The sequence below is a fragment of the Chromobacterium sp. ATCC 53434 genome (assembly GCF_002848345.1).
Taxonomy (GTDB): domain Bacteria; phylum Pseudomonadota; class Gammaproteobacteria; order Burkholderiales; family Chromobacteriaceae; genus Chromobacterium.
In genome coordinates this window covers 1869036-1891689 of sequence record NZ_CP025429.1, presented here as the reverse complement: position 1 = coordinate 1891689, position 22654 = coordinate 1869036, and the positions used below count along the sequence as shown (strand labels likewise).

Below are 22654 nucleotides of genomic sequence, written 5' to 3'. Positions count from 1 at the left end.
AGTTTCCTCGCCAGGGCTCCTGTCCATCGAATAAAATACTCTGAGCATATACAAGTTAAATAAGATTCATTATCATTAGCATGTTGACATGAAAATCCTTTGGGAATATGCATATACCCGAAAGATGTGGAGACATTGCATGAACGAGTTCAATTCAGGCGACTTCTTCGCACTCGCCCCGCCCGCGCCCAGACCTCACGGCATCCGCGTGCAGACCATACGCCTGAGCGATGGCCTGACCGTTTCCCGCGCGCAGTTCGACCGCAGGCAGGAGTTGCTGGCCAGCACCGAAGGCGACGACGGCTGCATCCATTTCAACTGCCTGCTGCGCGGATCGATACAAGTCCGCCACGAGGGCGGCTGCATGCAGCTGGATTGCGACAAGACCCTCAGTTCCTATGCGCCGGGCAAGCGCTTCCTGCTCGGCTGCAGCGAGGACTGCTGCAATATCGAGCTGCGCATCACGCCGCAGCTGCTGGCAGAGCTGACGCAATCGGACCCGGACAGCCTGGGTTTCGACGACCGCCTGGAAGGTTGCCTGCTGCAGCGGCGCTGCAGCCTGCAGACACGGGTGGCGGCGCAAAGACTGGCCCGGTTGCTGGAACAAGGCGTCGATCGCCTGCTGTTGCACTCCGCCGCGCTCGAGTTCCTGGCCTGGCAGGTCAGATCGCTGCAGGCCGCGGCGGCGCCGGCCGAGGCCATGCCGTCGCGGGAGCGGCGCCAGCTGCAGGAGGCGCGCGAACGACTGCTAAGCGATCTGAGCCAACCGCCGACGATAGAACAACTGTCTCGCGCGACCGGACTGAATCAATGCAAGTTGAAACAGGGCTTCAAGACGCTGTTCGGCAGCAGCGTCTACGCGCTGTTCCAGAAAGAGAGGATGGCGAAGGCGCTGAAACTGCTGCAGGAGCTCAGCGTGACAGAGACCGCCTCCCGGCTCGGCTACAGCAATATCAGCCATTTCAGCAGCGCCTTCCGCAAGGAGTTCGGCTTGCTGCCCAGCGAGGCTCGCCGCGCCGAGCCGAGCTGAGTCAGACCTCCTCTGCGGCCTCCAACGCCCGGTGCTGCCGGCGCCACAGTTCGGCGTACAGGCCGCCTGCGTCCATCAGCTCCTCGTGCCTCCCGGTTTCGCTGACCGCCCCGTTTTCCAGCACCACGATGCGGTCGGCGTGCCTGACCGTCTGCAGCCTGTGGGCGACGACCACGACGGTGCGCCCCGCCATCAGCCGGGCCAGCGCCTGTTGCACCATGTGCTGGGACTGCGGATCGACCGAGGCGGTGGCCTCGTCCAACAGCAGCACCGGCGCGTTTTTCAGCATCGCGCGGGCGATGGACAAGCGCTGACGCTCTCCGCCCGACAGCTGCTGGCCGTTCTCGCCTATCCGGCTGGCGTAGCCGTCCGGCAAGCGTTTGACGAACGGCTCGCAGCAGGCCTGGCGGCAGGCCTCCATCACCTCCTCGTCGTCGGCGTCCGGCCGACCTATCCGGACATTGTCCAGAATGCTGCCGTCGAACAGCTGCACATCCTGGAACACGAAGCCGAGGCAGCCGTACAGCCTGTCGAAACTCAGCTCGCGCAGATCCCGCCCGCCCAGCGTCACGCGGCCGCGCCGCGGATCGTAGAAGCGCGCCAGCAGATTGAGCGCGGTGCTCTTGCCCGAGCCGGAAGTCCCGACTATCGCGGTGACCTGGCCCTGCTCGGCGACGAAGGACAGATCACGCAGCACGTCGGCCTCGCCGTAGCCGAACGCCACATGCTCGAAGGCCAGTCGGCAGCCGACCGGTTCGGCGTCCGGCGCGCCCTCGGCCTGCTCGGGCTCGTCCAGCATCGCCTGCAGCCTGGCCTCGCTCTGCACCATCAGCTTCAACTCCACCCAGAACGCGGCGGCGTCGAGCAGCGGGTCCAGCATCTTGTAGGCCAGCAGCACGAACAACAGCCAGACCGGCGCCGTCAGTTCGCCGCCTTGCAGCAGATCGGCGGCGGCGGCGATCAGCAGCAGCAGGCCGGCCTCCAGCGCCAGCCTGTAAGCCTGGATCGAGCCCCCGCCCCATGCCTCCGCCCCCATGCTTTGCCGCCGCAGCCGGTCGAAGCGGTCGTCCAGCCCGCTCAGCCAGGCCTCGGTCTGGTTGAACAGTTTCAACGTGGCCAGGCCGCCGACATATTCAACCACCAGACCGCTGGATTCGGCGAACAGCGCCTGCTTGCGCGCGCCGCTGGCGCGGAAGAAACGGTCGGAGGCGGCCAGCGCCAGCATGCCTAGCGGCAATGCGGTCACCAGCAGCGTGCCCAGCCTCCAGTCCACCCAGCACAGCGCCGCCGCGCATAGCGCCGGCGCCACCAGCGCGGCCAGCAGCTCCGCCGCCAGATGGGTGAAGGCGTCCTCTACGCGCTTCACGTCGTCGGTCAAGGCGGCCACCCATTCGCCGAGCCGCCGGCGTCCGAACGCGCCCAGCGGCAGACGCCGCAGATGGTCGATCAGCCGCCGGCGATAGTCCAGCGTCATCGCGTAGCTGCCGAGGAAGCATTGCAGCTGCCCCAGGTAGGAGCAGGCCATCTGCGCGATCAGGATCGGGACCAGCCACAGCGCGGCGCTCCACCAGGTGACACCGGCCGGGTCGGACAACCACCGCCAGGCGAGGAAATAGGGCGCGACGGCGCAGATCCGCTCCAGCGCCCGCATCGCCATGCCGGTCCGTATCCGGGAAACATCGTGTCCGCTGGCCGAGACCACCCTGCGGCATGCGTTCAGAAAATCAAGCATGACCGTCCTCCATTGCGACCGCCCCCTCAGTCCCGGCCAGGGCCCAGCTCTCCGCCAGCGCCTGCGCCTGCCACATGTCCCGGTAGAGGGAGCAGCGCTCCAGCAACTCGTCGTGGCGGCCGGCGTCGACCGCCTCGCCGCCGTCCAGCACCACGATGCGGTCGGCGTCGCTTATCGTGTAAAGCCTGTGGGCGATCACCAGCAGGGTCTTGCCGGAGCACTCCTCCCGAAGCTGGCGGAAAAAGCGCTGCTCGGTCCGGCTGTCGGCGAAGGCGGTGCACTCGTCCAGCACCAGCACCGGCGTGTCCGCCAGCAGCGCGCGGGCGATCGCGATCCGCTGCCGCTCGCCGCCGGACAGACCATCGCCCCGCTCGCCCACCACGCAGTTCACCCCGTCCGGCAAGGCGTCGACCAGCTCCTCGGCCTGGGCGATGCGCAGCGCGCGGCGCAAGGCCGCTTCGTCGGCGTTGGGATTGGCCAGCTTCAGATTGTCCAGCAGGCTGCCGCGGAACAGGAAGGGATGCTGCGACGCCACCGCGACCAGGCCGGCTCGCCGGGCCTCGTCCAGCCCGGCCAGATCGGCGCCGCCTATCCGAACCCTGCCCTGCTGCGCCTCGATCAGGCCGCCCAGCAAGGCCGCCACCGTGCTCTTGCCGGCGCCGGACGGGCCAACCAGCGCCGTCATGCTCCCGGCCGGAGCGCTCAGCGTGCAGTCGCGCAGCGCGGCGCGCTCGCCGTAGCGGAAGCTGACGCCCTCCAACGCCACGTCGCGACCGTCGGGCGAGCCGCCGTCGCCGGCCTCGGGCGGACGCAGGGCCAGCAACGGCAGCATGCGGGCAACGCCATCGAGGATTTCGCGTATCTGGCCCTGGAAACGCATCAGTTTGAACAGCGGCTTCAGCATGCCGTTGCCCAGCAACACGGCCAGCAACAGGCCGGACAGATCGATCTCGCCGCGCTGCAGCAGCCACAGACCCAGCGGCAGCAGAAACACGATATTGGCGTTCAGCAGCACCATGAACACCGACCAGCCCGGCACCGTGCCGCGCGTCACGCCCTCGATCAGCTCGCCGTAGCGTCGCAAGGCGCCGCGCATCCGCTCTGACGAGCGGGCGTCCTGCCGAAAAGCGCGCATCACGGCGATGCCGCGCAGATACTCCACAGAGGCGTTGTTCAAGTCGGCGACCGCCTGTTGGTACCGGTGCATTCGCGCGTCCATGTCGCCCAGCGCAAAGGTCTGGAACAGTATGGCCAGCGGCAGGGTGGCCAGCGCCGCCAGCGCCAGCCGCCAGTCCAGCCATACCAGCACCGCGGCCGTCAGCGCCGGCGCCGCCAGCGCCGCCGCCATCTCGACCAGATGATGGGCGATGAACTGCTCCAGCCGCTCCACATCCTGCATCAGCAACTTCTTCAACTCGCCGGAACCGTGCCGCTGCAGCCAAGGCAGCGGCGCCCAGGCCATCCGCCGCGCCAGCCGCTGCCGGGTCTGCATCAAGATCTGGTAGGCGGCGCCATGGCTGAGGAAGTAGGCGATGGAATAAAGCAGGTACTTGCCGGCCAGCGCCAGCGCCAGCCACAGGCACAACCGCAGGAAGGCGTCCGCGCCGGCGCCGGCCAGCAAGAGGCCGAACGAGGCGCACAACAATCCGTAGGGCAGCAATTCCAGTCCAGCGGCGGCGATGGCCAGCAAGACGGCCACCCCCAGCTTCAGCCGGTATCCGGCAAGCAGGGACAGCAGGCTGGCGAACGGGGAATCGGTCGCGTTTTTCATTTGGGCAGCGGCTTTCATATGAGCGTCGAAGACGGGCATCGGCGAATGACGATGTTGTATTCCGCCATGCGCCGTGCGCGCTACCCGTATCGGGACGGCGCGGCCCGAAACGGTAGATTCCGCACCACGGCGTGTCCGACAAAAATCCCGATTCGGGCAATGCTATCCACATTTGGGCGGTAAAGCCGACACTCGAGTGGAATGATTCTTGTCTTTGCTCTCAACCAAAACCGTCCTCAAGGAGACTTCAGTGGAAGCGAATGCCGCAACGCGTCCGAATCCGACGGCGCCGATCCGCCACCCGACCCCATGGCCCACTGTGCCGTTGGGCCGCCATCTACACGAGTGGGCCAGGCGTCACGGCCAACGCACGGCGCTGGTGGACGAGCAACGGCGCGTCAGCTTCGCCGAGCTCGACAAGCGCGCGGACAGCCTGGCCGCCGGCCTGGCGGAGCTGGGCATAGGCAAAGGCGATTGTGTGCTGCTGCAGCTTCCCAACGGGGTGGCCTTCGCCGAATCGCTGTTCGCGCTGCTCCGTCTGGGCGCGGTGCCGCTGCTGGCGATGCCGGCGCAGCGCATCGGCGATCTGGATGGCCTGTGCGCGCTGGCCCAGCCCAAGGCCTGCATCGTGCCCGAGCGCTTCATGGGCTTCGACCACTACGAAATGGCCCAGGCGCTGCGCAAGCGCCACCCCGCCCTCCGCCACCTGATCACCGACGGGGAAGTCGGCATTCCTCTGTCCAGCCTTGGCGGCGCGGCCCGTGACTGGTCGGAGCCTGCGGCCGGCGACATCGCCCTGCTGCTGCAATCGGGCGGCACCACCGGCACGCCCAAGCTGATTCCGCGCACACACGCCGACTATGGCTACAACGCGCAGGAATCGGCCAGGCTGTGCGGCCTGGACCAGGACAGCGTCTATCTGGCGGCGCTGCCTATCGCCCACAATTTCCCGCTGGCCTGCCCCGGCCTGATCGGCACGCTGGCGATGGGCGGCCGGGTGGTGTTCGCCGCCTCGCCGAGCAGCGACGTGGCCTTCGAACTGATAGAGCGAGAACGAGTCACCGCGACCGCGCTGGTGCCGGCGATGCTGCCGCTGTGGCTGCAGGCACACGAATGGGGCATGGGCGATCTGTCCAGCCTGCGGCTGCTGCAGGTCGGCGGCGCCCGGCTCGGACCCGAGCTGGCCCGCCGCGTCCACGCCAGGCTGGGCTGCACGCTGCAGCAGGTCTTCGGCATGGCCGAGGGCCTGCTGTGCTATACCCGGCCGGATGATCCCGAGGAAGTGGTGCTCAACACCCAGGGGCGCCCGCTGTCGGCGGCCGACGAAATCCGCATCGTCGGCCCGGACGGCCGCGAGCTGCCGGACGGCGAGGCCGGCGAATTGCAAACGCGCGGTCCCTACACCATACGCGGCTATTACCGCGCGCCGGCGGCCAACGCGGCCGCCTTCACCGAAGACGGCTTCTACCGCACCGGCGATCTGGTGCGCCGCCGACCCGACGGCAACCTCGTGGTCGAGGGACGGATCAAGGAGCTGATCAACCGCGCCGGCGAAAAAATATCGGCGGCGGAAATCGAGAGCCACCTGCGCGAGCTGCCGTCAATACGCGACGTCGCGCTGATCGCGATGGCCGACGGGACGCTGGGAGAGCGCAGCTGCGCCTGCCTGCTCACCGACGCGCCGCCCAGCTTGCGCGCGGTCCACGACTTCCTGCGCGGCCGCGGCCTACCGCGGCACAAACTGCCCGACCAGCTGCTGCGCGTCGCCGCCTGGCCGCTGACGGCGGTCGGCAAGATAGACAAGCGCAAGCTGGCCGAATTGGCCGCCGAGCCGCAGCAGGACCGCTACCAGGAGGAGGCGCTGGCCATACGCCATGCGCCGCTGGCGCTGGCCGCCGCACTGGCCCGCACGCTGGACGGCCAGACCTACACCGTGTACGAGCGCGGCGGCGAATGGTCGCTGGGCATAGGGGTCGCCGCCGAAATCATCGTCCGCGCCGACGCGATAGAGCTGGTCCGCGGCGAATCGCGCCAACGCTGGTCCGCCAACGCTGCCTCGTTCTCCGCGGTGCTGGGCGAGGCGCTCGCCAGCCTGGACATCGCAGGCTGGCGGCTGTACGGCACCGCCGAATTCGAATTGTCCCGCCACTTCGCCGGCCTGCCGCTGGATAGGCAGGATCGCCCGCTGATGAGCCTGGTCGTCCCGGAAACCGAGATCCGGTTGCGCCAGGGCCTGGCCCGGCTGCGAACGCTGCGCGCGCGCGCGCTGCCGGCCTGGATCGACAGCGTGGCCGCCGCCGACGCCCGGGACGCGGCACCGGACGACGGATGCCCGGTGGCCTTCGACCTGTCGGACGACGATCCGGCCTACCGCCGGGCGGTGGCGACCGCCGTCGAGCAGATCCGCGCCCGCGCCTACCACAAGGTGATCCTGTCCCGCGAATTGACGGTTTCGACCCCGCTGGACCTGGTCTCCACCTATCTGAGCGGGCGCAGCGGCAATCAGCCCGCCCGCTCCTTCCTGCTGTCCCGGCCCGGCTTCGCCTGCACCGGCTTCAGCCCGGAGACCGTGGTCGAGGTGTCGGCCGACGGCCTGGTCTCCACCCAGCCGCTGGCCGGCACGCGCTCGCGCGGCCGTGACGCCGACGAGCAGGCCAGGCTGCGCACCGAGCTCTACCACGATCCCAAGGAAATCGCCGAGCACGCGTCGTCGGTCAAGTTGGCGGCCGACGAAATGGCGCGGATCTGCCGCGTCGGCAGCATCGTCGTGCGCGAATTCATGAATGTGTCGCTGCGTGGCAGTGTCCAGCACCTGGCCTCTCGGGTGGCCGGCCAGCTGGCCTACGGCTGCGACAGCTGGTCCGCCTTCCAGTCGCTGTTTCCGGCCGTGACCGCCTCCGGCATCCCCAAACGCGAGGCCATCGAGGCCATCGCCGCGCTGGAGGGCCGTCCTCGCGGCCTGTACAGCGGCTGCGTGCTGATCGCCGACTGCGACGGCATGTTGGACGCCGCCCTGGTACTGCGCTCGGTCTATCGCGACGGCCAACGCGCCTGGATACAGGCCGGCGCCGGCATCGTCGAAATGTCGACACCCGAACGCGAGCTGGAAGAAACCCGGGAAAAACTCGCCAGCGTCTCCCATTTTCTGATCGCCGGAGGCCGCCAGCCATGAGCTCCACCGCCAATACGCCGCTGTCCGACCGCGAAGGCATACGCGCGCAGATACGGGCCCAGTTGCCCGATCCGGCCGTCCCGCTGTCCGACGACACGCATCTGATCGAGGCCGGACTCGACTCGCTGAGCTTGATGCAGCTGATCGCCGCCTGGCGCCGGGCCGGGGCCAGGGTCACCTTTCCGCAATTGATGGAGCAGCCCAGCCTGGGCGCATGGTGGCCGCTGCTCGGCGCCGTCCGGGCCGAGCCGGCGCCGCCGCCGGCGCCCGAGACCGACGGCGACCCCGCCGCGCCGTTCGCGCTGACCGACGTCCAGCACGCCTACTGGATAGGCCGCGGCGACGAGCAGGTGCTCGGCGGCGTCGGCTGCCACGCCTATCTGGAGCTGGACGGGGCCGACATCGATCCGGCGCGGCTGCGCCGGGCCTGGCGCGAGTTGCTGGCCCGCCACGGCATGCTGCGGGCCCGCTTCGACGCGCAGGGCAGGCAAAGCATACGACCGGCCCCCGCCGACGACGCCGTCGAGGTATTCGACTGGCGCGGCCTGTCGGCCGACACGCTGACCGAGGCGCTGGCCGGCGTGCGGGAACAACGCTCTCACCGCAGGCTGGACGTCGAAGCCGGGCGGAACGCCGGCCTGGCGCTCAGCCTGCTGCCCGGCGGCCGCGCGCGCCTGCATTTCGACATCGACCTGCTGGTGGCCGACGTGCAAAGCCTGCAGATCCTCCTGCGCGACCTGGCTCGGCTCTACCGCGGCGAAGCGCTGCCGGCGGCGCCGGCCGCCTGGCATTTCGGCCGCCATTTGCAACGGACCCGCGCCGGCGGCGCCGGCGAGGAAACGGCCCGCGACTACTGGCGGCAGCGACTGGACAGCCTTCCATCCGGACCGGCGCTGCCGTTGCGCCGCGCGCCGGAGACGATTTCCCGGCCCCGCTTCGTCCGTCGACAGGCCTTGCTGGACGCCGGACGTTGGCGGCGCTTGCGCGAGCGCGCCGCCACGGCGCAAGTGACGCCGGCGGTGACGCTGGCGACCGCCTATGCCGAGGTCCTGGCGCGCTGGAGCGCCAACCCGCACTTCCTGCTGAACCTGCCGTTGTTCGACCGCCACGGCGAGGCGCTCGCCGACGTGGTCGCCGACTTCACCAATCTGCTGTTGCTGGAAATCGACGCCGACGCCGCGTCCAGTTTCGAACAGCGCGCCCACGCGGTGCAAAAACAGCTGCACCGCGACATCGCCCACAGCGCCTATTCAGCGGTCCGGGCGCTACGCGATCTGGCCGGCCGCGTCGCCGCGCCGGTGGTGTTCGCATGCAATCTGGGCATGCCCTTGCTGACCGACGAGGCCGAGTCGGCGCTGGGCCGGTTGGGCCACATGATTTCCCAGACGCCGCAGGTCTGGCTGGACCACCAGGTCTACGAGACCGCCGACGGCCTGCTGCTGGCCTGGGACGCGGTGGACGAGCTGTTCCCGGCCGGCATGATGGACGCGATGTTCTCGGCCTATGTCGAGCTGCTGGAACGGCTGGCCGACCAGCCAGACAGCTGGCTGCATCCCGCCGTTCCGGCCTTGCCCCAGACCCAGCGCGTCGTCCGCGACGCCGTCAACGCCAGCGGCAAGCCGCTGCCGCCGCGCGCGCTACACGGCCCGGTCTTCGAACAAGCCCGGCTGCGGCCCGACGCCGTCGCGCTGATCGACGCCGCCTCCGGTCAATCCATCCGTTTCGGCGAACTCGCGCTGCGCGCCCGTCGCGTCGCCGCCCTGCTGCTCCGCCACGGCCTCGCCCCCGGCGAAGCCGTCGCGGTGACCCTGCCGCGCGGACCGGAACAGGCCGCCGCCGTACTCGGCGTGCAGGCCTGCGGCGGCTGCTACGTTCCGGTCGGCGCCGGCCAGCCGCTGGCCCGCCAGCGGCGGATGCACGCCCGCGCCGGCATCCGGCTGACGCTGACCGACGCGACACACCTCGCCGACTACCCGCAGGGCCTGGACATCGCCGACGCCGACGCGCTGCCGCCATGGGACGGCCCGCTGGCCGACGATCCCGACGCCAGCGCCTATGTGATCTTCACCTCCGGCTCCACCGGCGAACCGAAGGGCGTCGAGCTCAGCCACCGCGCCGCCGGCAACACCGTCGACGACGTCAACCGCCGCTGCGGCGTCGGCCCCGGCGACCGGATGCTGGCGGTGTCCGCGCTGGACTTCGACCTGTCGGTCTATGACCTGTTCGGCGTGCTCGGCGCCGGCGGCGCGCTGGTCCTGGTCGACGAAGCCTCGCGCCGCGACGCCGGCCGCTGGCTGGACGCGATCGTTCAATACGGCGTCACGCTGTGGAACAGCGTGCCGATGCTGCTGGACATGCTGCTGGTGGTGGCCGAGGAGAGAGCCCGGCCGCTGCCGCTGCGGCTGGCGCTGGTCTCCGGCGACTGGGTCGGCCTGGACCTGCCCGGCCGGCTGGCCGCCCGCGCGCCCAACGCCCGGTTGCTGGCGCTGGGCGGCGCCACCGAAGCCGCGATCTGGTCCAATGTCTGCGACGCCACCGCGCCGATTCCGCCGCACTGGAACCGCGTGCCCTACGGCCGCCCGCTGACCGCCCAGCGCTTCCGCGTCGTCGACGCCGCCGGCGCCGACTGCCCGGACTGGGTCGCCGGCGAATTGTGGATAGGCGGCGCCGGCCTCGCCCGCGGCTACCGCGGCGCGCCGGAATTGAGCGCCGAGCGCTTCATCGAGCGTGAGGACGGCCGCTGGTACCGCACCGGCGATCTCGGCCGTTACTGGCCCGACGGCACGCTGGAGTTTCTCGGCCGCCGCGATCATCAGATCAAGCTGCGCGGCCACCGCATCGAGCTGGGCGAGATCGAGGCCGCGCTGCTGGCCCAGCCCGGCGTGCGCCAGGCGGCGGCCTGGGTGGTCGGCGAACCGCCGGCGCTGGCCGCCGCGGTGGCCGGCGCCGATCCGGCCGCGCTGGCCTCGGCGCTGGCCTTGCTGCTGCCTGACCATATGGTGCCGACGCGCTGGCTGACGCTGGATGCGCTGCCCTTGACCGCCAACGGCAAGGTCGACCGCCGGGCGCTGGCGGCGATGCCGCCGGTTTCCGCGCCGGCCGCCGGCGAGCCGCCCAGGCCGGGCATCGAACAGGACATGGCCGCCATCTGGCGCGACATGCTGAGGCTGGATGCGGTGTCTCGCGACGACGGCTTCTTCGTTCTCGGCGGCGACAGCCTGCTGGCCACCAAATTGATCGCCAGGCTGGACGCAGAAGGATGGCGGGCGCCGCAGCCGTTGCGGCAGCTGTTCATCCGGCCGCGGCTGGCCGATTTCTGCACGATCTGGCAGCGCGGCGCGAACCAAAAGTCCGAGGCGTCGCTGTCGCCGGAACCGGACCGCCTGCATCAACCGTTCCCGCTGACCGAGGTGCAGGCCGCCTACTGGATGGGGCAGTCCGAAGGGCTGCCGCAGCATTGCGGCACCGGCTATCTGATCGAATTCGACGGCGCCGGCCTGGACCTGACACGGCTGGAGCAAGCCTGGCGGTTGCTGTGGCGCCGCCACCCCATGCTGAGCGCCGTCGTCTCGTCCGACGGACAGCAGTCCATACCACGCGCCGAGCCAGACACCGCCATCATCAGGCACGCCGCGACCGCGGACCTGGCGGCGGCTCGCGCCGCCATCGCCGCGGTCTGGCAAGAACGAAGCTCGGCGCGCGCCGGGCAGCCCCACGCGGCGCACGCCGTGCCCTATGCCGGCGGCCGTTGCCGCATCGGCGTGTTCTTCGACTATCTGACGCTGGACGGCTACAGCATCAAGCTGCTGCTGGCACAATGGAAACAGGCCTTCCAGGACCCCGCCTCGCTGCCGCCGGCGCCCCGTCTGGCCTTCCGCGACTTCGTCGTCCAGCGACGGCCAGACGCCGAGGCGACGGCCGAGGCCGAGCAGTATTGGCGGCAAAGGCTGGACGCGCTGCCGCCGGCGCCGGCGTTGCCGATGGCGCGGGAGACGGCCGCCCCGTCCCGCTCCCGCTTCGTCCGCCTGTCGGCCCGGCTGGACGCGGCGCGCTGGGGCCGCTTCCGCGAATCGGCGCGTCGCCACGGCCTGACGGCCTCGTCCAGCCTTCTGACTGCCTATGCCTGCATACTGGCGCGCTGGAGCGGAGGCGTGGCCCATTCGCTGAACCTGACCCTATTCGACCGCCCGGCCGCGCATCCGGACATTCCCGGCCTGGTCGGCGACTTCACCACGCTGGCGCCGGTGGCCTTCCTGCCGGACGCGGCGGCGAGCTTTCTCGAGTTGGCGCGTCGATCGCAGCGGGAAACCGCAGACGCGCTGCAATACCGCGCCGTGTCGTCAATCTGGGTGCAGCGCGAGAAGGCGCGGCAGACCGGACGGCAGGCCGCCGCGCTGCCGGTGGTATTCACCAGCACGCTGGGCCTGGCCGACGATTTCCTCGACGGCGCGCCGCCGGGCTTCCCGGCGCTGGCCGACGGCGGGCTGTCGGAAACGCCGCAGGTCTCGCTGGATCATCAATTGTACGAATCTCGCGGCGAGCTAATCCTCGCCTGGGACTTGGTCGACGGTCTGTTCCCGGCCGGCCTGATGGACGCGATGTTCTCGGCCTATGTCGAGCTGCTGGAACGGCTGGCCGACCAGCCAGACAGCTGGCTGCATCCCACCGCTCCGGCCCTGCCCCAGACCCAGCGCGCCGTCCGCGACGCCGTCAACGCCAGCGGCCAGCCGCTGCCGCCGCGCGCGCTACACGGCCCGGTCTTCGAACAAGCCCGGCTGCGGCCCGACGCCGTCGCGCTGATCGACGCCGCCTCCGGTCAATCCATCCGCTTCGGCGAACTCGCGCTGCGCGCCCGTCGCGTCGCCGCCCTGCTGCTCCGCGACGGCCTCGCCCCCGGCGAAGCCGTCGCGGTGACCCTGCCGCGCGGACCGGAACAGGCCGCCGCCGTACTCGGCGTGCTGGCCTGCGGCGGCTGCTACGTTCCGGTCGGCGCCGGCCAGCCGCTGGCCCGCCAGCGGCGGATGCACGCCCGCGCCGGCATCCGGCTGACGCTGACCGACGCGACACACTTCGCCGACTACCCGCAGGGCCTGGACATCGCCGACGCCGACGCGCTGCCGCCATGGGACGGCCCGCTGGCCGACGATCCCGACGCCAGCGCCTATGTGATCTTCACCTCCGGCTCCACCGGCGAACCGAAGGGCGTCGAGCTCAGCCACCGCGCCGCCGGCAACACCGTCGACGACGTCAACCGCCGCTGCGGCGTCGGCCCCGACGACCGGATGCTGGCGGTGTCCGCGCTGGACTTCGACCTGTCGGTCTATGACCTGTTCGGCGTGCTCGGCGCCGGCGGCGCGCTGGTCCTGGTCGACGAGGCCTCGCGCCGCGACGCCGGCCGCTGGCTGGACGCGATCGTTCAATACGGCGTCACGCTGTGGAACAGCGTGCCGATGCTGCTGGACATGCTGCTGGTGGTGGCCAAGGAGAGAGCCCGGCCGCTGCCGCTTCGACTGGCGCTGGTCTCCGGCGACTGGGTCGGCCTGGACCTGCCCGGCCGGCTGGCCGCCCGCGCGCCCAACGCCCGGCTGCTGGCGCTGGGCGGCGCCACCGAAGCCGCGATCTGGTCCAATGTCTGCGACGCCACCGCGCCGATTCCGCCGCACTGGAACCGCGTGCCCTACGGCCGCCCGCTGACCGCCCAGCGCTTCCGCGTCGTCGACGCCGCCGGCGCCGACTGCCCGGACTGGGTCGCCGGCGAATTGTGGATAGGCGGCGCCGGCCTCGCCCGCGGCTACCGCGGCGCGCCGGAATTGAGCGCCGAGCGCTTCGTCGAGCGTGAGGACGGCCGCTGGTACCGCACCGGCGATCTCGGCCGTTACTGGCCCGACGGCACGCTGGAGTTTCTCGGCCGCCGCGATCATCAGATCAAGCTGCGCGGCCACCGCATCGAGCTGGGCGAGATCGAGGCCGCGCTGCTGGCCCAGCCCGGCGTGCGCCAGGCGGCGGCCTGGGTGGTCGGCGAACCGCCGGCGCTGGCCGCCGCGGTGGCCGGCGCCGATCCGGCCGCGCTGGCCTCGGCGCTGGCCCTGCTGCTGCCTGACCATATGGTGCCGACGCGCTGGCTGACGCTGAACGCGCTGCCCTTGACCGCCAACGGCAAGGTCGACCGCCGGGCGCTGGCGGCGATGCCCTTCGGCCTGGAACCGTCCGAGCGGCGGCAGGCGCCGGAAGGCGCGGCCGAACGCGAGCTGGCCGAAATCTGGCGCCAGGTCCTGGCCTGCGGCCCGGTGTCGCGCGACGACGATTTCTTCATCGTCGGCGGCGACAGCCTGCGCGCCACCCGGCTGGTCGAGACCCTGAAGCAACGCCGGATGGTCGACGGCTCGTTCTCGCTGCGCAGCCTGTTCTCCGCCCCCACGCTGGCCGCCCAGGCGGCCCTGCTCATCCAGGCCGGCGCCCCCGCCGCCGCGACCTCCGTCTACGAAGAAGGTGCGATATGAATCCGATTTCCCTGCTGGCCGAAATGGAAGCCCTGGACATCCGTCTATGGGTGGAACAGGGTCAGCTGCGCTTTCGCGCGCCCGACGGCGCGCTGACCGAAGAGCGCAAGGCGCTGCTGCGCGAACACAAGGCGGCACTGATCGCCCATCTGTCGGAAGAAGCCGAGGCGCCGCGCGCCGACCCCGCCAACCGACACCAGCCCTTCCCGCTGACCGACATCCAGGCTGCCTACCTGGTCGGCCGCAGCGACGCCTACGCCTACGGCGGCACCGGCTGCCACGGCTATGTCGAGTTGGACTTCGACCAGCATCTGGCCCCCGAGCGGCTGCAGGCCGCGTGGCGGCGTTTGATCGCGCGGCACGACATGCTGAGGGCGGTGGTTTCTACGGCCGGCTGGCAGCAGGTGCTGGAACAGGTGCCGCCGCCGTCGCTGCCGGTGCTGGAATTGCGCGCCGAGCCGGAAGCCATCCAAAAGCAGGCGCTGGCGGCCTTGCGCGAGGACATGTCGCATCGGGTCTACCCGCCCGACCGGTGGCCGCTGCACGCGCTGCGGCTGAGCCAGACCGGCTCGGGCAGCCGCCTGCACTTGTCGCTGGACCTGCTGATCGCCGACTTCGTCAGCATACGGCTGATGCTGGCCGAGCTGGACCTGCTGTACCGCCACCCGGACCGGGAGCCGCCGCTGCCGACGATAGGCTTCCGCGAGCTGGTGCTGGCCCGGCAGGCCGAGCACGAACGCCCGGCGGCCCAAGCCCGCCTGCAGCGCGACCGGCAATACTGGCTGGAGCGGCTGGACACGCTGCCCGAGGCCCCGGCCCTGCCGCTGCGCGACGACGCGGCCGCGTCCGGAGCCGCCCGCTTCCGCCGCCTGGCGCTCTCGCTGGAACCGGAGGCCTGGCGCGACTTCTGCCGCCACGCCGGCGCGCGCAGGATCACGCCGTCGTCGGCCGTTCTGGCGGCCTTCGCCGACGTCGTCGCGCGCTGGTCGTCGCAGCCGGCCTTCAGCCTGGGCATCACGCTGCTGAAGCGGCCGCCGCTGCATCCCGATGTCGACAAAGTGATAGGCGACTTCACCTCGGTCAATCTGCTGGAAGTCCAGCCGGCCGCCGGCGAGGCCTTCGCCGCCGCCGCCGAGCGGCTGCAGCGCCGGCTGTGGACCGATCTGGAACACGACGGCTTCTCCGGCGTCGCCGTGTTGCGGGAAATGGCGCGCCAGCGCCAGCGGCGCGACCTGATCATGCCCGTGGTGTTCACCAGCACGCTGGGCCTGGGCGGCGGCGACGGTTTCATGCAGGACGGCCGCCTGTCCTACGGCATCTCGCAGACGCCCCAGGTGTGGCTGGACTGCCAGGCCGCCGAAAGGGACGGCGCGCTGCAGCTGAACTGGGACGTGCGCGAAGGCGTGTTCCCGGACGGCATGGCGGAAGCCGCCTTCGCCGCGCTGGAGGCCGCGCTGCGAGCGCTGGCCGCGTCAGAGGCCGACTGGGACGACGCACTGCCGGCGGCCCTGCCGAACGACATGCTGGCCGCGCGCGAGCGGGCCAACGCCACCTCCATGCCGCTGCCGGAACAGACGCTGCACCAGAGCTTCCTCGACATGGCGCTCGCGCGGCCCCAGGCGACGGCGGTGATCGCCGGCGGGCAGGCCTGCAGCTACGGCGAACTGGCCGCGCACGCCCGGGCGATCGCCCAGGCGCTGACCGCATCCGGACTGGAGCCGGGCGAGCCGGTGGCCATCGCCGTCGACAAGAGCGTCACGCAGATCGCCGCCGTCATCGGCGCGCTGATGGCTGGCGCCGCCTATCTGCCGCTGGACCTGCAGCAACCGCCGGCGCGGCGCGACGCCATCCTGGCCGATGCCGGCGTGCGGCGGGTGCTGGTCGACGCGGCGTGGCGCGGCGCCGGCTACCCGGACGGCCTGATCGTCATCTCCACCGAGCCGCGGAACCTCCCCGCGCCGGGGACCGAATCGACCGGCCGGACAGTGCCGGCCAAGGCGCTGGCCTATGTGATCTACACCTCGGGCAGCACCGGCCAGCCCAAGGGCGTGATGATCAGCCACCAGGCCGCCGTCAACACCCTGCGGGACATAGGCCGCCGCTTCGGCGTCAACGCTGCCGACCGCGTGCTGGGCCTGGCCAGTCTGTCCTTCGACCTGTCGGTATTCGATGTTTTCGGCACGCTGGCCGCCGGCGGCGCGCTGGTGCTGCCGGATCCGGAGCGGCGCGGCGATCCTGGCCACTGGGCGCAGTTGCTAACCGATGCCGGCGTCACCATCTGGAACTCGGTGCCAGCCCAGCTGCAGATGCTGCAAAGCTATCTGGACAGCGCGCCCGGCCTCGCGCCGCCTTCGCTGCGGCTGGCCATGCTGTCCGGCGACTGGATTCCGGTCCCGCTGCCGGCGGCGATGCGCCGCCATTGCCCGTCGCTGCGCATGATCAGCCTGGGCGGCGCCACCGAGGCGGCGATCTGGTCCATCTGGCACGAGATTGAACGGCTTCCAGCCGGCGCGCGCAGCGTCCCCTACGGCAAGCCGCTGGCCAACCAACGCTTCCACGTGCTGGACCGGGGTCTGTCGCCGCGCCCGGACTGGGTGGCCGGCGAACTGTACATCGCCGGCGACGGGCTGGCGCTGGGCTATCTGAACGACGAGGCCCGCAGCCGGGAGCGCTTCATCTCGCATCCGGCGAGCGGTGAGCGGCTGTACCGGACCGGCGACCTCGGCCGCTACCTGCCGGATGGGACAATCGAGTTCCTCGGCCGTGACGACGCCCAGGTGAAGATACGCGGCCATCGGGTAGAGCTGGGCGAGATCGAGGCGGCGCTGCAGGCCCATCCGCAAGTGGCGATGGCCTCGGCGGTGGTATGCGGCGACTCGCCTCTGGAACGCCGGATCGCGGCCTTCGTCGAGCCCGTCGCCTGCCCGCAGCCGGACACCGCGGCCTTGCGCCGGCAAGTGGCGGCCAGCGTCGCAGGGGCCGGCGCGGCCAGCATCGCCGGCGTCGATCTGGCGGCCTTCCAACGCTGGGTGGCCGCCGCCGATGCCGTCGCGCACTTGGACATGCTGACGCTGCTGCGCTCGCGCGGCCTTTTCGCCGACCTGACAGTCCGGCATGCGCCGGAGCGCATCGTCGTCGCGACATCGGCCGCGCCGCAGCACCACAGGCTGCTGCGGCGCTGGCTGCGCAGCCTGCAGCGGGCCGGCTGGCTGGACGGAAACGACGAAGGTTACGCGCTGGCGCGCCTGCCTGCGGTCGACGAGCCCGAGCAGGCCTGGCGGGAACTGCTGCGGCTGGAGGACCGGGTAGGCTACAGCCGCGAGCTGCTGCGCTATCTGCGCGACTCGGCCGCCCACCTGTCAGGCCTGCTCAGCGGCGAGGTCGATCCGCTGCGCCTGCTGTTCCCGGAAGGCCGCCTGGAAACCGCCGTCGCCGCCTACAACGACAATCTGGTCAACCGCTGCATGAACGCGGCGGTCTGCGCGGCGGCCGCGGAAATCGCCGCCGGCCGCGCCGCCTCCGATCCGGCGAAACCGTTCCGTGTGCTGGAAGTCGGCGCCGGCGTCGGCGGCACCAGCCGCGCGCTGATTCCGGCGCTGGATGGCATCAACGTCGACTATCTGTACACCGACGTCTCCCCCTTCTTCCTGAACGAGGCGCGCGCGCGCCACGCCGGCCAGCCCTGGGTGCGCTACGGCCTGTTCGACCTGAACCAGCCCTATGCCGAGCAGGGCCTGCAAGCCGGTAGCTGGGACATGATCGTCTGCTCCAATGTGCTGCACAACGCCAAGCACGCGCCCACCGTGCTGGCCAACCTGCGCGAGCTGGGCGCGCCCGGATGCGCGCTGGTGGTGATAGAGGCGACGCGGGAAATCGCCGCGCTAATGACCTCGATGGAGTTCCAGGTAGGCCTGTCGGGCTTCGTCGACGAGCGCGAGGAGCTGGATCAGACCTTCTTCGACCGCGGACAGTGGCTGCGCCTGTTCGACGGCGCCGGAGCGGAGACGCTGTGCTGCTATCCGGCGGCGGACGAAGCGATCGCCAGCGTCGGTCAGACCGTGTTCGTCGTCCGCTTCCCCGAGACCCGGGCGGCGCTGCACGAGCAGGATCTGCGCCGCCACCTGCGGCAGCGGCTGCCGGAGGCGATGCAGCCGGCGTGGCTGGAATGGCTGCCGTCGCTGCCGCTGACGCGCAACGGCAAGCTGGACCGCGCCGCGCTGAAAGCCAGGGGCGGGTTCGCGCCAGCCGACGGCGACGCGCGGCGCGAACAGCCGCTGGACGAATTGGAGGCCCGCATCGCCACGCTGTGGGGCGAGGCGCTGGGCGGCCATGCGCCGGGACGCGAGCAGGACTTCTTCCAGGCCGGCGGCGACTCGCTGCTGATCGCCCAGGTGGTGGCCCGGATGCGCGAACGCCTGCCCGAGGCCGCCGGCTGGGAATGGGACAGGCTGATGCGCGAGGTGCTGCTGTCCCCGACGGTGATGGCCATCGCCGAAAAACTGCGCCGCCCCCGCGACGACGGGCCGGACCTGGACGGCGGCGCGCCGGACCCGTTGGTCGAATTGGCGCCGGCCGGCGGCGACGACGGGCTGGCCCATGTGCTGCTGCACGACGGCAGCGGCACGCTGGCGCCCTACCGCGCGCTGCAGCCGCTGCTGATGGACTCGCCGCGCCGGACCGGCTCGCTGCTGGCCTTCACCGTGCCCGACGCCCACATCTATCTGGACCGGGACGCCGGCACGCTGATCGCCGGGCTGGCGGCCGAATACGCCGAGCGGCTGCTGGCCAGGCCAGAGAAGCGCTTCCACCTGATTGGCTATTGCATGGGCGGACTGCTGGCGCTGGAACTGTCCCGCGTGTTGCTGGAGGCCGGCGTCGCGCTGCTGCCGACCACCGTGATCAGCAGCGACCACTTCGGCATCCGCGTCGACGACGACCTGCTGCTGGAGCGGGCCTTCGGCGGCCTGCTGGGCGCCGACCTGGCCGCCGCCGGCCACCCGCCGGCCGACGCAACGATGGCGCGCGCGGTCCGGACCGCGATGGCGCGGCATGGCGGCGACCTGCCGGACGGCTGCCTGCTCGAACTGGGCGGCGACTTGTCCGACGTCGCCGACGCCTATCGCAAGCTGGCCGGCGCGCCCCCCGCCGAGCGCATGGCCCGGCTCGCCGCGACGGCTCCCGGCAAGATCGAGGCCGGCATCCGCGATCAGCTCGACATGCTGTTCCGCAATTTCCGCCACAGCCTGGAGGCGGTGCGCGCCTACCGGCCGGAACCATTCCTCGGCGACCTGCAGCTGCTGTGCGACTCGCAGTCGCTGCATTTCCTCCCCGGGCTGGAAGCCGACATGCGCGGCTTCTGGCGCGGCATCGCCATAGGCGGATTGCGGATAGACGATATAGACGGCGACCACATCAGCTGCCTGCAGGCCCCGCGCGCCGCGGCCGTCGCCGGCCTGATACTGGCGGAGGACGACCGATGACGACGATAGGCATCGTCGGCGGGTCCGGCGCCGTCGGATCGGCGGCGGCGGCGCTGCTGCGCGTCGAGGGTCTGACGATACGGGCCGGCCATCGCGGCGGCGCGACCGACGCGTCGCCGGACTGGAGGCGGGTAGACGTGTTCGACGACGCGTCGCTGGCCGCCTTCTGCTCCGGCTGCGCGCTGGTGCTGAACGCCGCCGGCCCATCCAGCCTGATAGGCGACCGGGTGCTGCGGGCCGCGTTGGCCGCCGGCGCCGACTATGTCGACGCCTACGGCGGCGAGGCCATGGCTCTGCAGCTGGCAAGACTCGCGCCGACGCGGCGCGTCGTGCACTCGGCCGGCGTGTTTCCGGGCCTGTCCGCGCTGCTGCCGGCCTGGATGGCCGAGCGCTTCCCCGGCCGGCCCCGCTCGCTGAAGATCTGGGCCGGCGGCCGCGAGCGCTGTACGCCGGCGGCGGCCCGCGACGTGCTGCTGAGCACGCTGGACGGCTTCGGCCGCGCCGGCGCCGCCTGGCGCGACGGCAGGCTCTCCGCCCAGGCGCTGGCGCCGGAGGACGACGCCGAGATCGTCGGCGTGCCGGGCCGGGTCCATCTGCAGCCCTTTCTCAGCGGCGAAACCGAGAGACTGGCCGCCCGCCTGGGCCTGGACAGCGCCGAATGGCGCAATATCGCGCCCGACGGCGCGGCGAGCCGACTGATCGCCCGCTACGCCGGCCTGCTGGCGCTGTCGCCCGACGACGCGGAGCTGCTGGAACGCGGCGCGACGGAGCTGGCCGCGACCGCTCAGGCGCAACTCGCCGGCCATCGGCCCTACTACCGGATGGTGGCGGAAATGGATGGCTGGGCCGACGGCGGTCGGCGCAGGCTGCGCGCGGTGCTGCGCGCCGAGGACAGCTACCGGATCAGCGGCGCGGTGGCGGCCGCGGCGGCGCTGGCGCTGCTGGACGGCTCGGCGGCCGGCGGCCCCGCCGCCGACGTGCTGCTGCCAGGACCGACGCTGGCCAGGCTGGAGAGCTGGCCGATATGGCAAAGACTGGATCTGGCCGAACTGGCTATGGCCGGCACCCCAACCATAGAAGAAGGCGCGCTATGAGCGACACCGATCGCCGCATCAAGACCGTGGTCTGCGGCGCCACTTTCGGCCAGGCCTATCTGGCCGGCATCGAACAGCTGCCCGAATCCTTCGAGCTCACCGGCATGCTGGCGCGCGGCAGCGCGCACGCCCAGGATTGCGCTCGCCGCCGCGGTGTGCCGCTATACCGCTCGGTCGACGAGTTGCCGGCCGATATCGAGCTGGCCTGCGTCGTCGTGCGCGCCGGCATCGTCGGCGGCGCCGGCGGCGAATTGGCCCAGGCGCTGCTGGCGCGCGGCGTCCACGTGCTGCAGGAGCATCCGCTGCACGCCGAGGAGCTGGCCGCCTGCCTGCACGCCGCCAAGCGGGCCGGCAGGCAGTACCGCCTGAACAGCTTTTATCCGGACGTGGAGCCGGTGGCGAATTTCATCGCGGCGGCGAGGCGCGCGCTGGCGGTGCGCAGACCGTGCTATGTCGACGCCGCCTGCAGCGTCCACGTGCTATACCCGCTGCTGGACATCATAGGCCGCGCGCTGGGCCGGCTGCGACCCTGGTCCTTCCAGGTCCACCGCGTGGACGGCGCCGCCGGACCGTTCACCTGCGTCAGCGGCCAGCTGGGCGGCGTGCCTCTGACCCTGCGGGTTCAGAACCAACTGGACCCGCGGGACCCGGACAACCACACGCTACTGCTGCACCGGATCGAGCTGGGCACCACCGGCGGCACGCTGAGGCTGGACGACACGCACGGCCACGTCATCTGGCATCCGCGCATGCATCTGGAGCGCCGCGGCGACGGCGTGCTCGACCTGTCCAGCGACGCGCCGTCGCTGGCGCTGCCGACCGCCACGCTGCTGGGCCGCGCCGAGACGGCCAGCTACGCCGACGTCTTCCGCCGGGTCTGGCCCGACGCCATCGCCCGCGCGCTGCTGCGCATGCGCGACAATATCGTCAGCGGCATCGCGCCGACGGCGGACAACCAGTACGCGCTGTCCTGCTGCCAGGTCTGGCAACAGCTGGGCGCGCTGCTGGGGCCGTCGTCGCCGATGTCATCCGGCCTGGGCGAACCGCTGGCCGCCGGACAGTTGATGGCCGCGGAGGTCGGCGCATGAATCCATCACGCGTTTCACCATGGTTCCGCTGCTATCAGCCCAGGCCGCAGGCCAAGCGCAGGCTGATCTGCCTGCCGCACGCCGGCGGCTCCGCCAGCTTCTACCGCAGCTGGTGCCACCTGCTGCCGACCGACGTCGAATTGATCGCGGTCCAGTACCCCGGACACGAGGACAGGCTGGCCGAACCGATGATGGACGAGATGGGCCCGCTGGCCGACAAACTGGCGTGGCAGATCCGGCCGCTGCTGGACCGGCCCTATCTGCTGTTCGGGCACAGCATGGGCGCCGCCGTCGCGCACGAAATCTGCCTGCGCCTGCGCGAGCAGGGCCTGAGGCTGCCGGAGCGGCTGGTGGTTTCCGCGCGCGAGGCCCCTTGCCGCCATCGCGGCGGCGGCTGGCACCTGGCCGACGACGAGGCCTTGCTGGAGGAGTTGTCTCGGCTGGACGAGGCCGCCGCCGCGCTGCGGACCTCGGTCGAAATGCGCGCGCTGTTCCTGCCCGCGATACGCAACGATTACCGGCTGATCGAGACTTACCGCCCGCGGGCCGGGCTGCCTCCGCTGCCGCTGCCGATCAGCGCCTTCATCGGCCACGCCGACGCCGAGCTGAGCCAGGACGAGGCCGCGGCCTGGTCCGGCCACGGCGACGGGGGCTTCGAGCTGCGCGGCTTCTTCGGCGGACATTTCTACCTGCGCCACAACAGCGCCGTCGTCACCGCCCTGCTCCAGCTGATGGGCGAACCGGAGCCGGCCTGGCCGTCCACGCCCTGAGAGCCTGTTTAGAGTTC

9 protein-coding genes are annotated in these 22654 nt (G+C 71.1%); 7 read left to right on the top strand and 2 right to left on the bottom strand.

Features of this window, described 5'->3' with window-relative positions:
• Positions 1 to 139 precede the first annotated feature (139 nt).
• On the top strand, positions 140 to 1030 hold the full coding sequence (locus CXB49_RS08515; RefSeq protein WP_158300684.1) for a helix-turn-helix transcriptional regulator: 891 nt from the start codon (positions 140 to 142) through the stop codon (positions 1028 to 1030).
• 1 nt (position 1031) lies between these two features.
• On the opposite strand, the gene CXB49_RS08510 is transcribed toward CXB49_RS08515, so the two are convergent.
• Both CXB49_RS08510 and CXB49_RS08505 read right to left on the bottom strand, forming a co-directional pair.
• Positions 1032 to 2762 carry an ABC transporter ATP-binding protein gene (locus tag CXB49_RS08510; protein WP_101707994.1) on the bottom strand — a complete coding sequence of 577 codons (1731 nt, stop codon included), beginning with the start codon at positions 2760 to 2762 and terminating at the stop codon, positions 1032 to 1034.
• Positions 2755 to 4533, bottom strand: coding sequence for an ABC transporter ATP-binding protein (locus tag CXB49_RS08505; protein WP_101707993.1), 1779 nt, complete (start codon positions 4531 to 4533; stop codon positions 2755 to 2757). Before CXB49_RS08505 ends, CXB49_RS08510 begins: the two co-directional genes overlap by 8 nt.
• Positions 4534 to 4783: 250 nt before the next feature.
• Between CXB49_RS08505 and CXB49_RS08500 the strand changes: the two genes are divergently transcribed.
• The 6 genes from CXB49_RS08500 to CXB49_RS08480 are packed head-to-tail and all read left to right on the top strand — an operon-like array spanning position 4784 to position 22637.
• Complete coding sequence (locus CXB49_RS08500; protein WP_199406809.1) at positions 4784 to 7705, top strand: salicylate synthase; 2922 nt, start codon at positions 4784 to 4786, stop codon at positions 7703 to 7705.
• Complete coding sequence (locus CXB49_RS08495) at positions 7702 to 14205, top strand: non-ribosomal peptide synthetase (RefSeq protein WP_101707992.1); 6504 nt, start codon at positions 7702 to 7704, stop codon at positions 14203 to 14205. The genes CXB49_RS08500 and CXB49_RS08495 overlap by 4 nt, the downstream gene beginning before the upstream one ends.
• Positions 14202 to 19685 carry a non-ribosomal peptide synthetase gene (locus CXB49_RS08490; protein ID WP_101707991.1) on the top strand — a complete coding sequence of 1828 codons (5484 nt, stop codon included), beginning with the start codon at positions 14202 to 14204 and terminating at the stop codon, positions 19683 to 19685. Before CXB49_RS08495 ends, CXB49_RS08490 begins: the two co-directional genes overlap by 4 nt.
• On the top strand, positions 19682 to 20779 hold the full coding sequence (locus tag CXB49_RS23350; RefSeq protein WP_158300683.1) for a hypothetical protein: 1098 nt from the start codon (positions 19682 to 19684) through the stop codon (positions 20777 to 20779). The genes CXB49_RS08490 and CXB49_RS23350 overlap by 4 nt, the downstream gene beginning before the upstream one ends.
• The gene (locus tag CXB49_RS08485; RefSeq protein WP_158300682.1) at positions 20776 to 21867 is read left to right on the top strand and encodes a Gfo/Idh/MocA family oxidoreductase; all 1092 of its coding nucleotides are present in this window, start codon (positions 20776 to 20778) and stop codon (positions 21865 to 21867) included. The genes CXB49_RS23350 and CXB49_RS08485 overlap by 4 nt, the downstream gene beginning before the upstream one ends.
• Positions 21864 to 22637, top strand: a complete 774-nt coding sequence (locus CXB49_RS08480) for a thioesterase II family protein (protein ID WP_101707989.1) — start codon at positions 21864 to 21866, stop codon at positions 22635 to 22637. The genes CXB49_RS08485 and CXB49_RS08480 overlap by 4 nt, the downstream gene beginning before the upstream one ends.
• Positions 22638 to 22654 lie beyond the last annotated feature (17 nt).

What these genes read in the sequence shown, in the direction of transcription:
- CXB49_RS08515 (WP_158300684.1), top strand. Translation starts at nt 140, where the DNA reads ATGAACGAGTTCAATTCAGGCGACTTCTTCGCACTCGCCCCGCCCGCG.
- CXB49_RS08510 (WP_101707994.1), bottom strand. Translation starts at nt 2,762, where the DNA reads ATGCTTGATTTTCTGAACGCATGCCGCAGGGTGGTCTCGGCCAGCGGA.
- CXB49_RS08505 (WP_101707993.1), bottom strand. Translation starts at nt 4,533, where the DNA reads ATGAAAAACGCGACCGATTCCCCGTTCGCCAGCCTGCTGTCCCTGCTT.
- CXB49_RS08495 (WP_101707992.1), top strand. Translation starts at nt 7,702, where the DNA reads ATGAGCTCCACCGCCAATACGCCGCTGTCCGACCGCGAAGGCATACGC.
- CXB49_RS08490 (WP_101707991.1), top strand. Translation starts at nt 14,202, where the DNA reads ATGAATCCGATTTCCCTGCTGGCCGAAATGGAAGCCCTGGACATCCGT.
- CXB49_RS23350 (WP_158300683.1), top strand. Translation starts at nt 19,682, where the DNA reads ATGACGACGATAGGCATCGTCGGCGGGTCCGGCGCCGTCGGATCGGCG.
- CXB49_RS08485 (WP_158300682.1), top strand. Translation starts at nt 20,776, where the DNA reads ATGAGCGACACCGATCGCCGCATCAAGACCGTGGTCTGCGGCGCCACT.
- CXB49_RS08480 (WP_101707989.1), top strand. Translation starts at nt 21,864, where the DNA reads ATGAATCCATCACGCGTTTCACCATGGTTCCGCTGCTATCAGCCCAGG.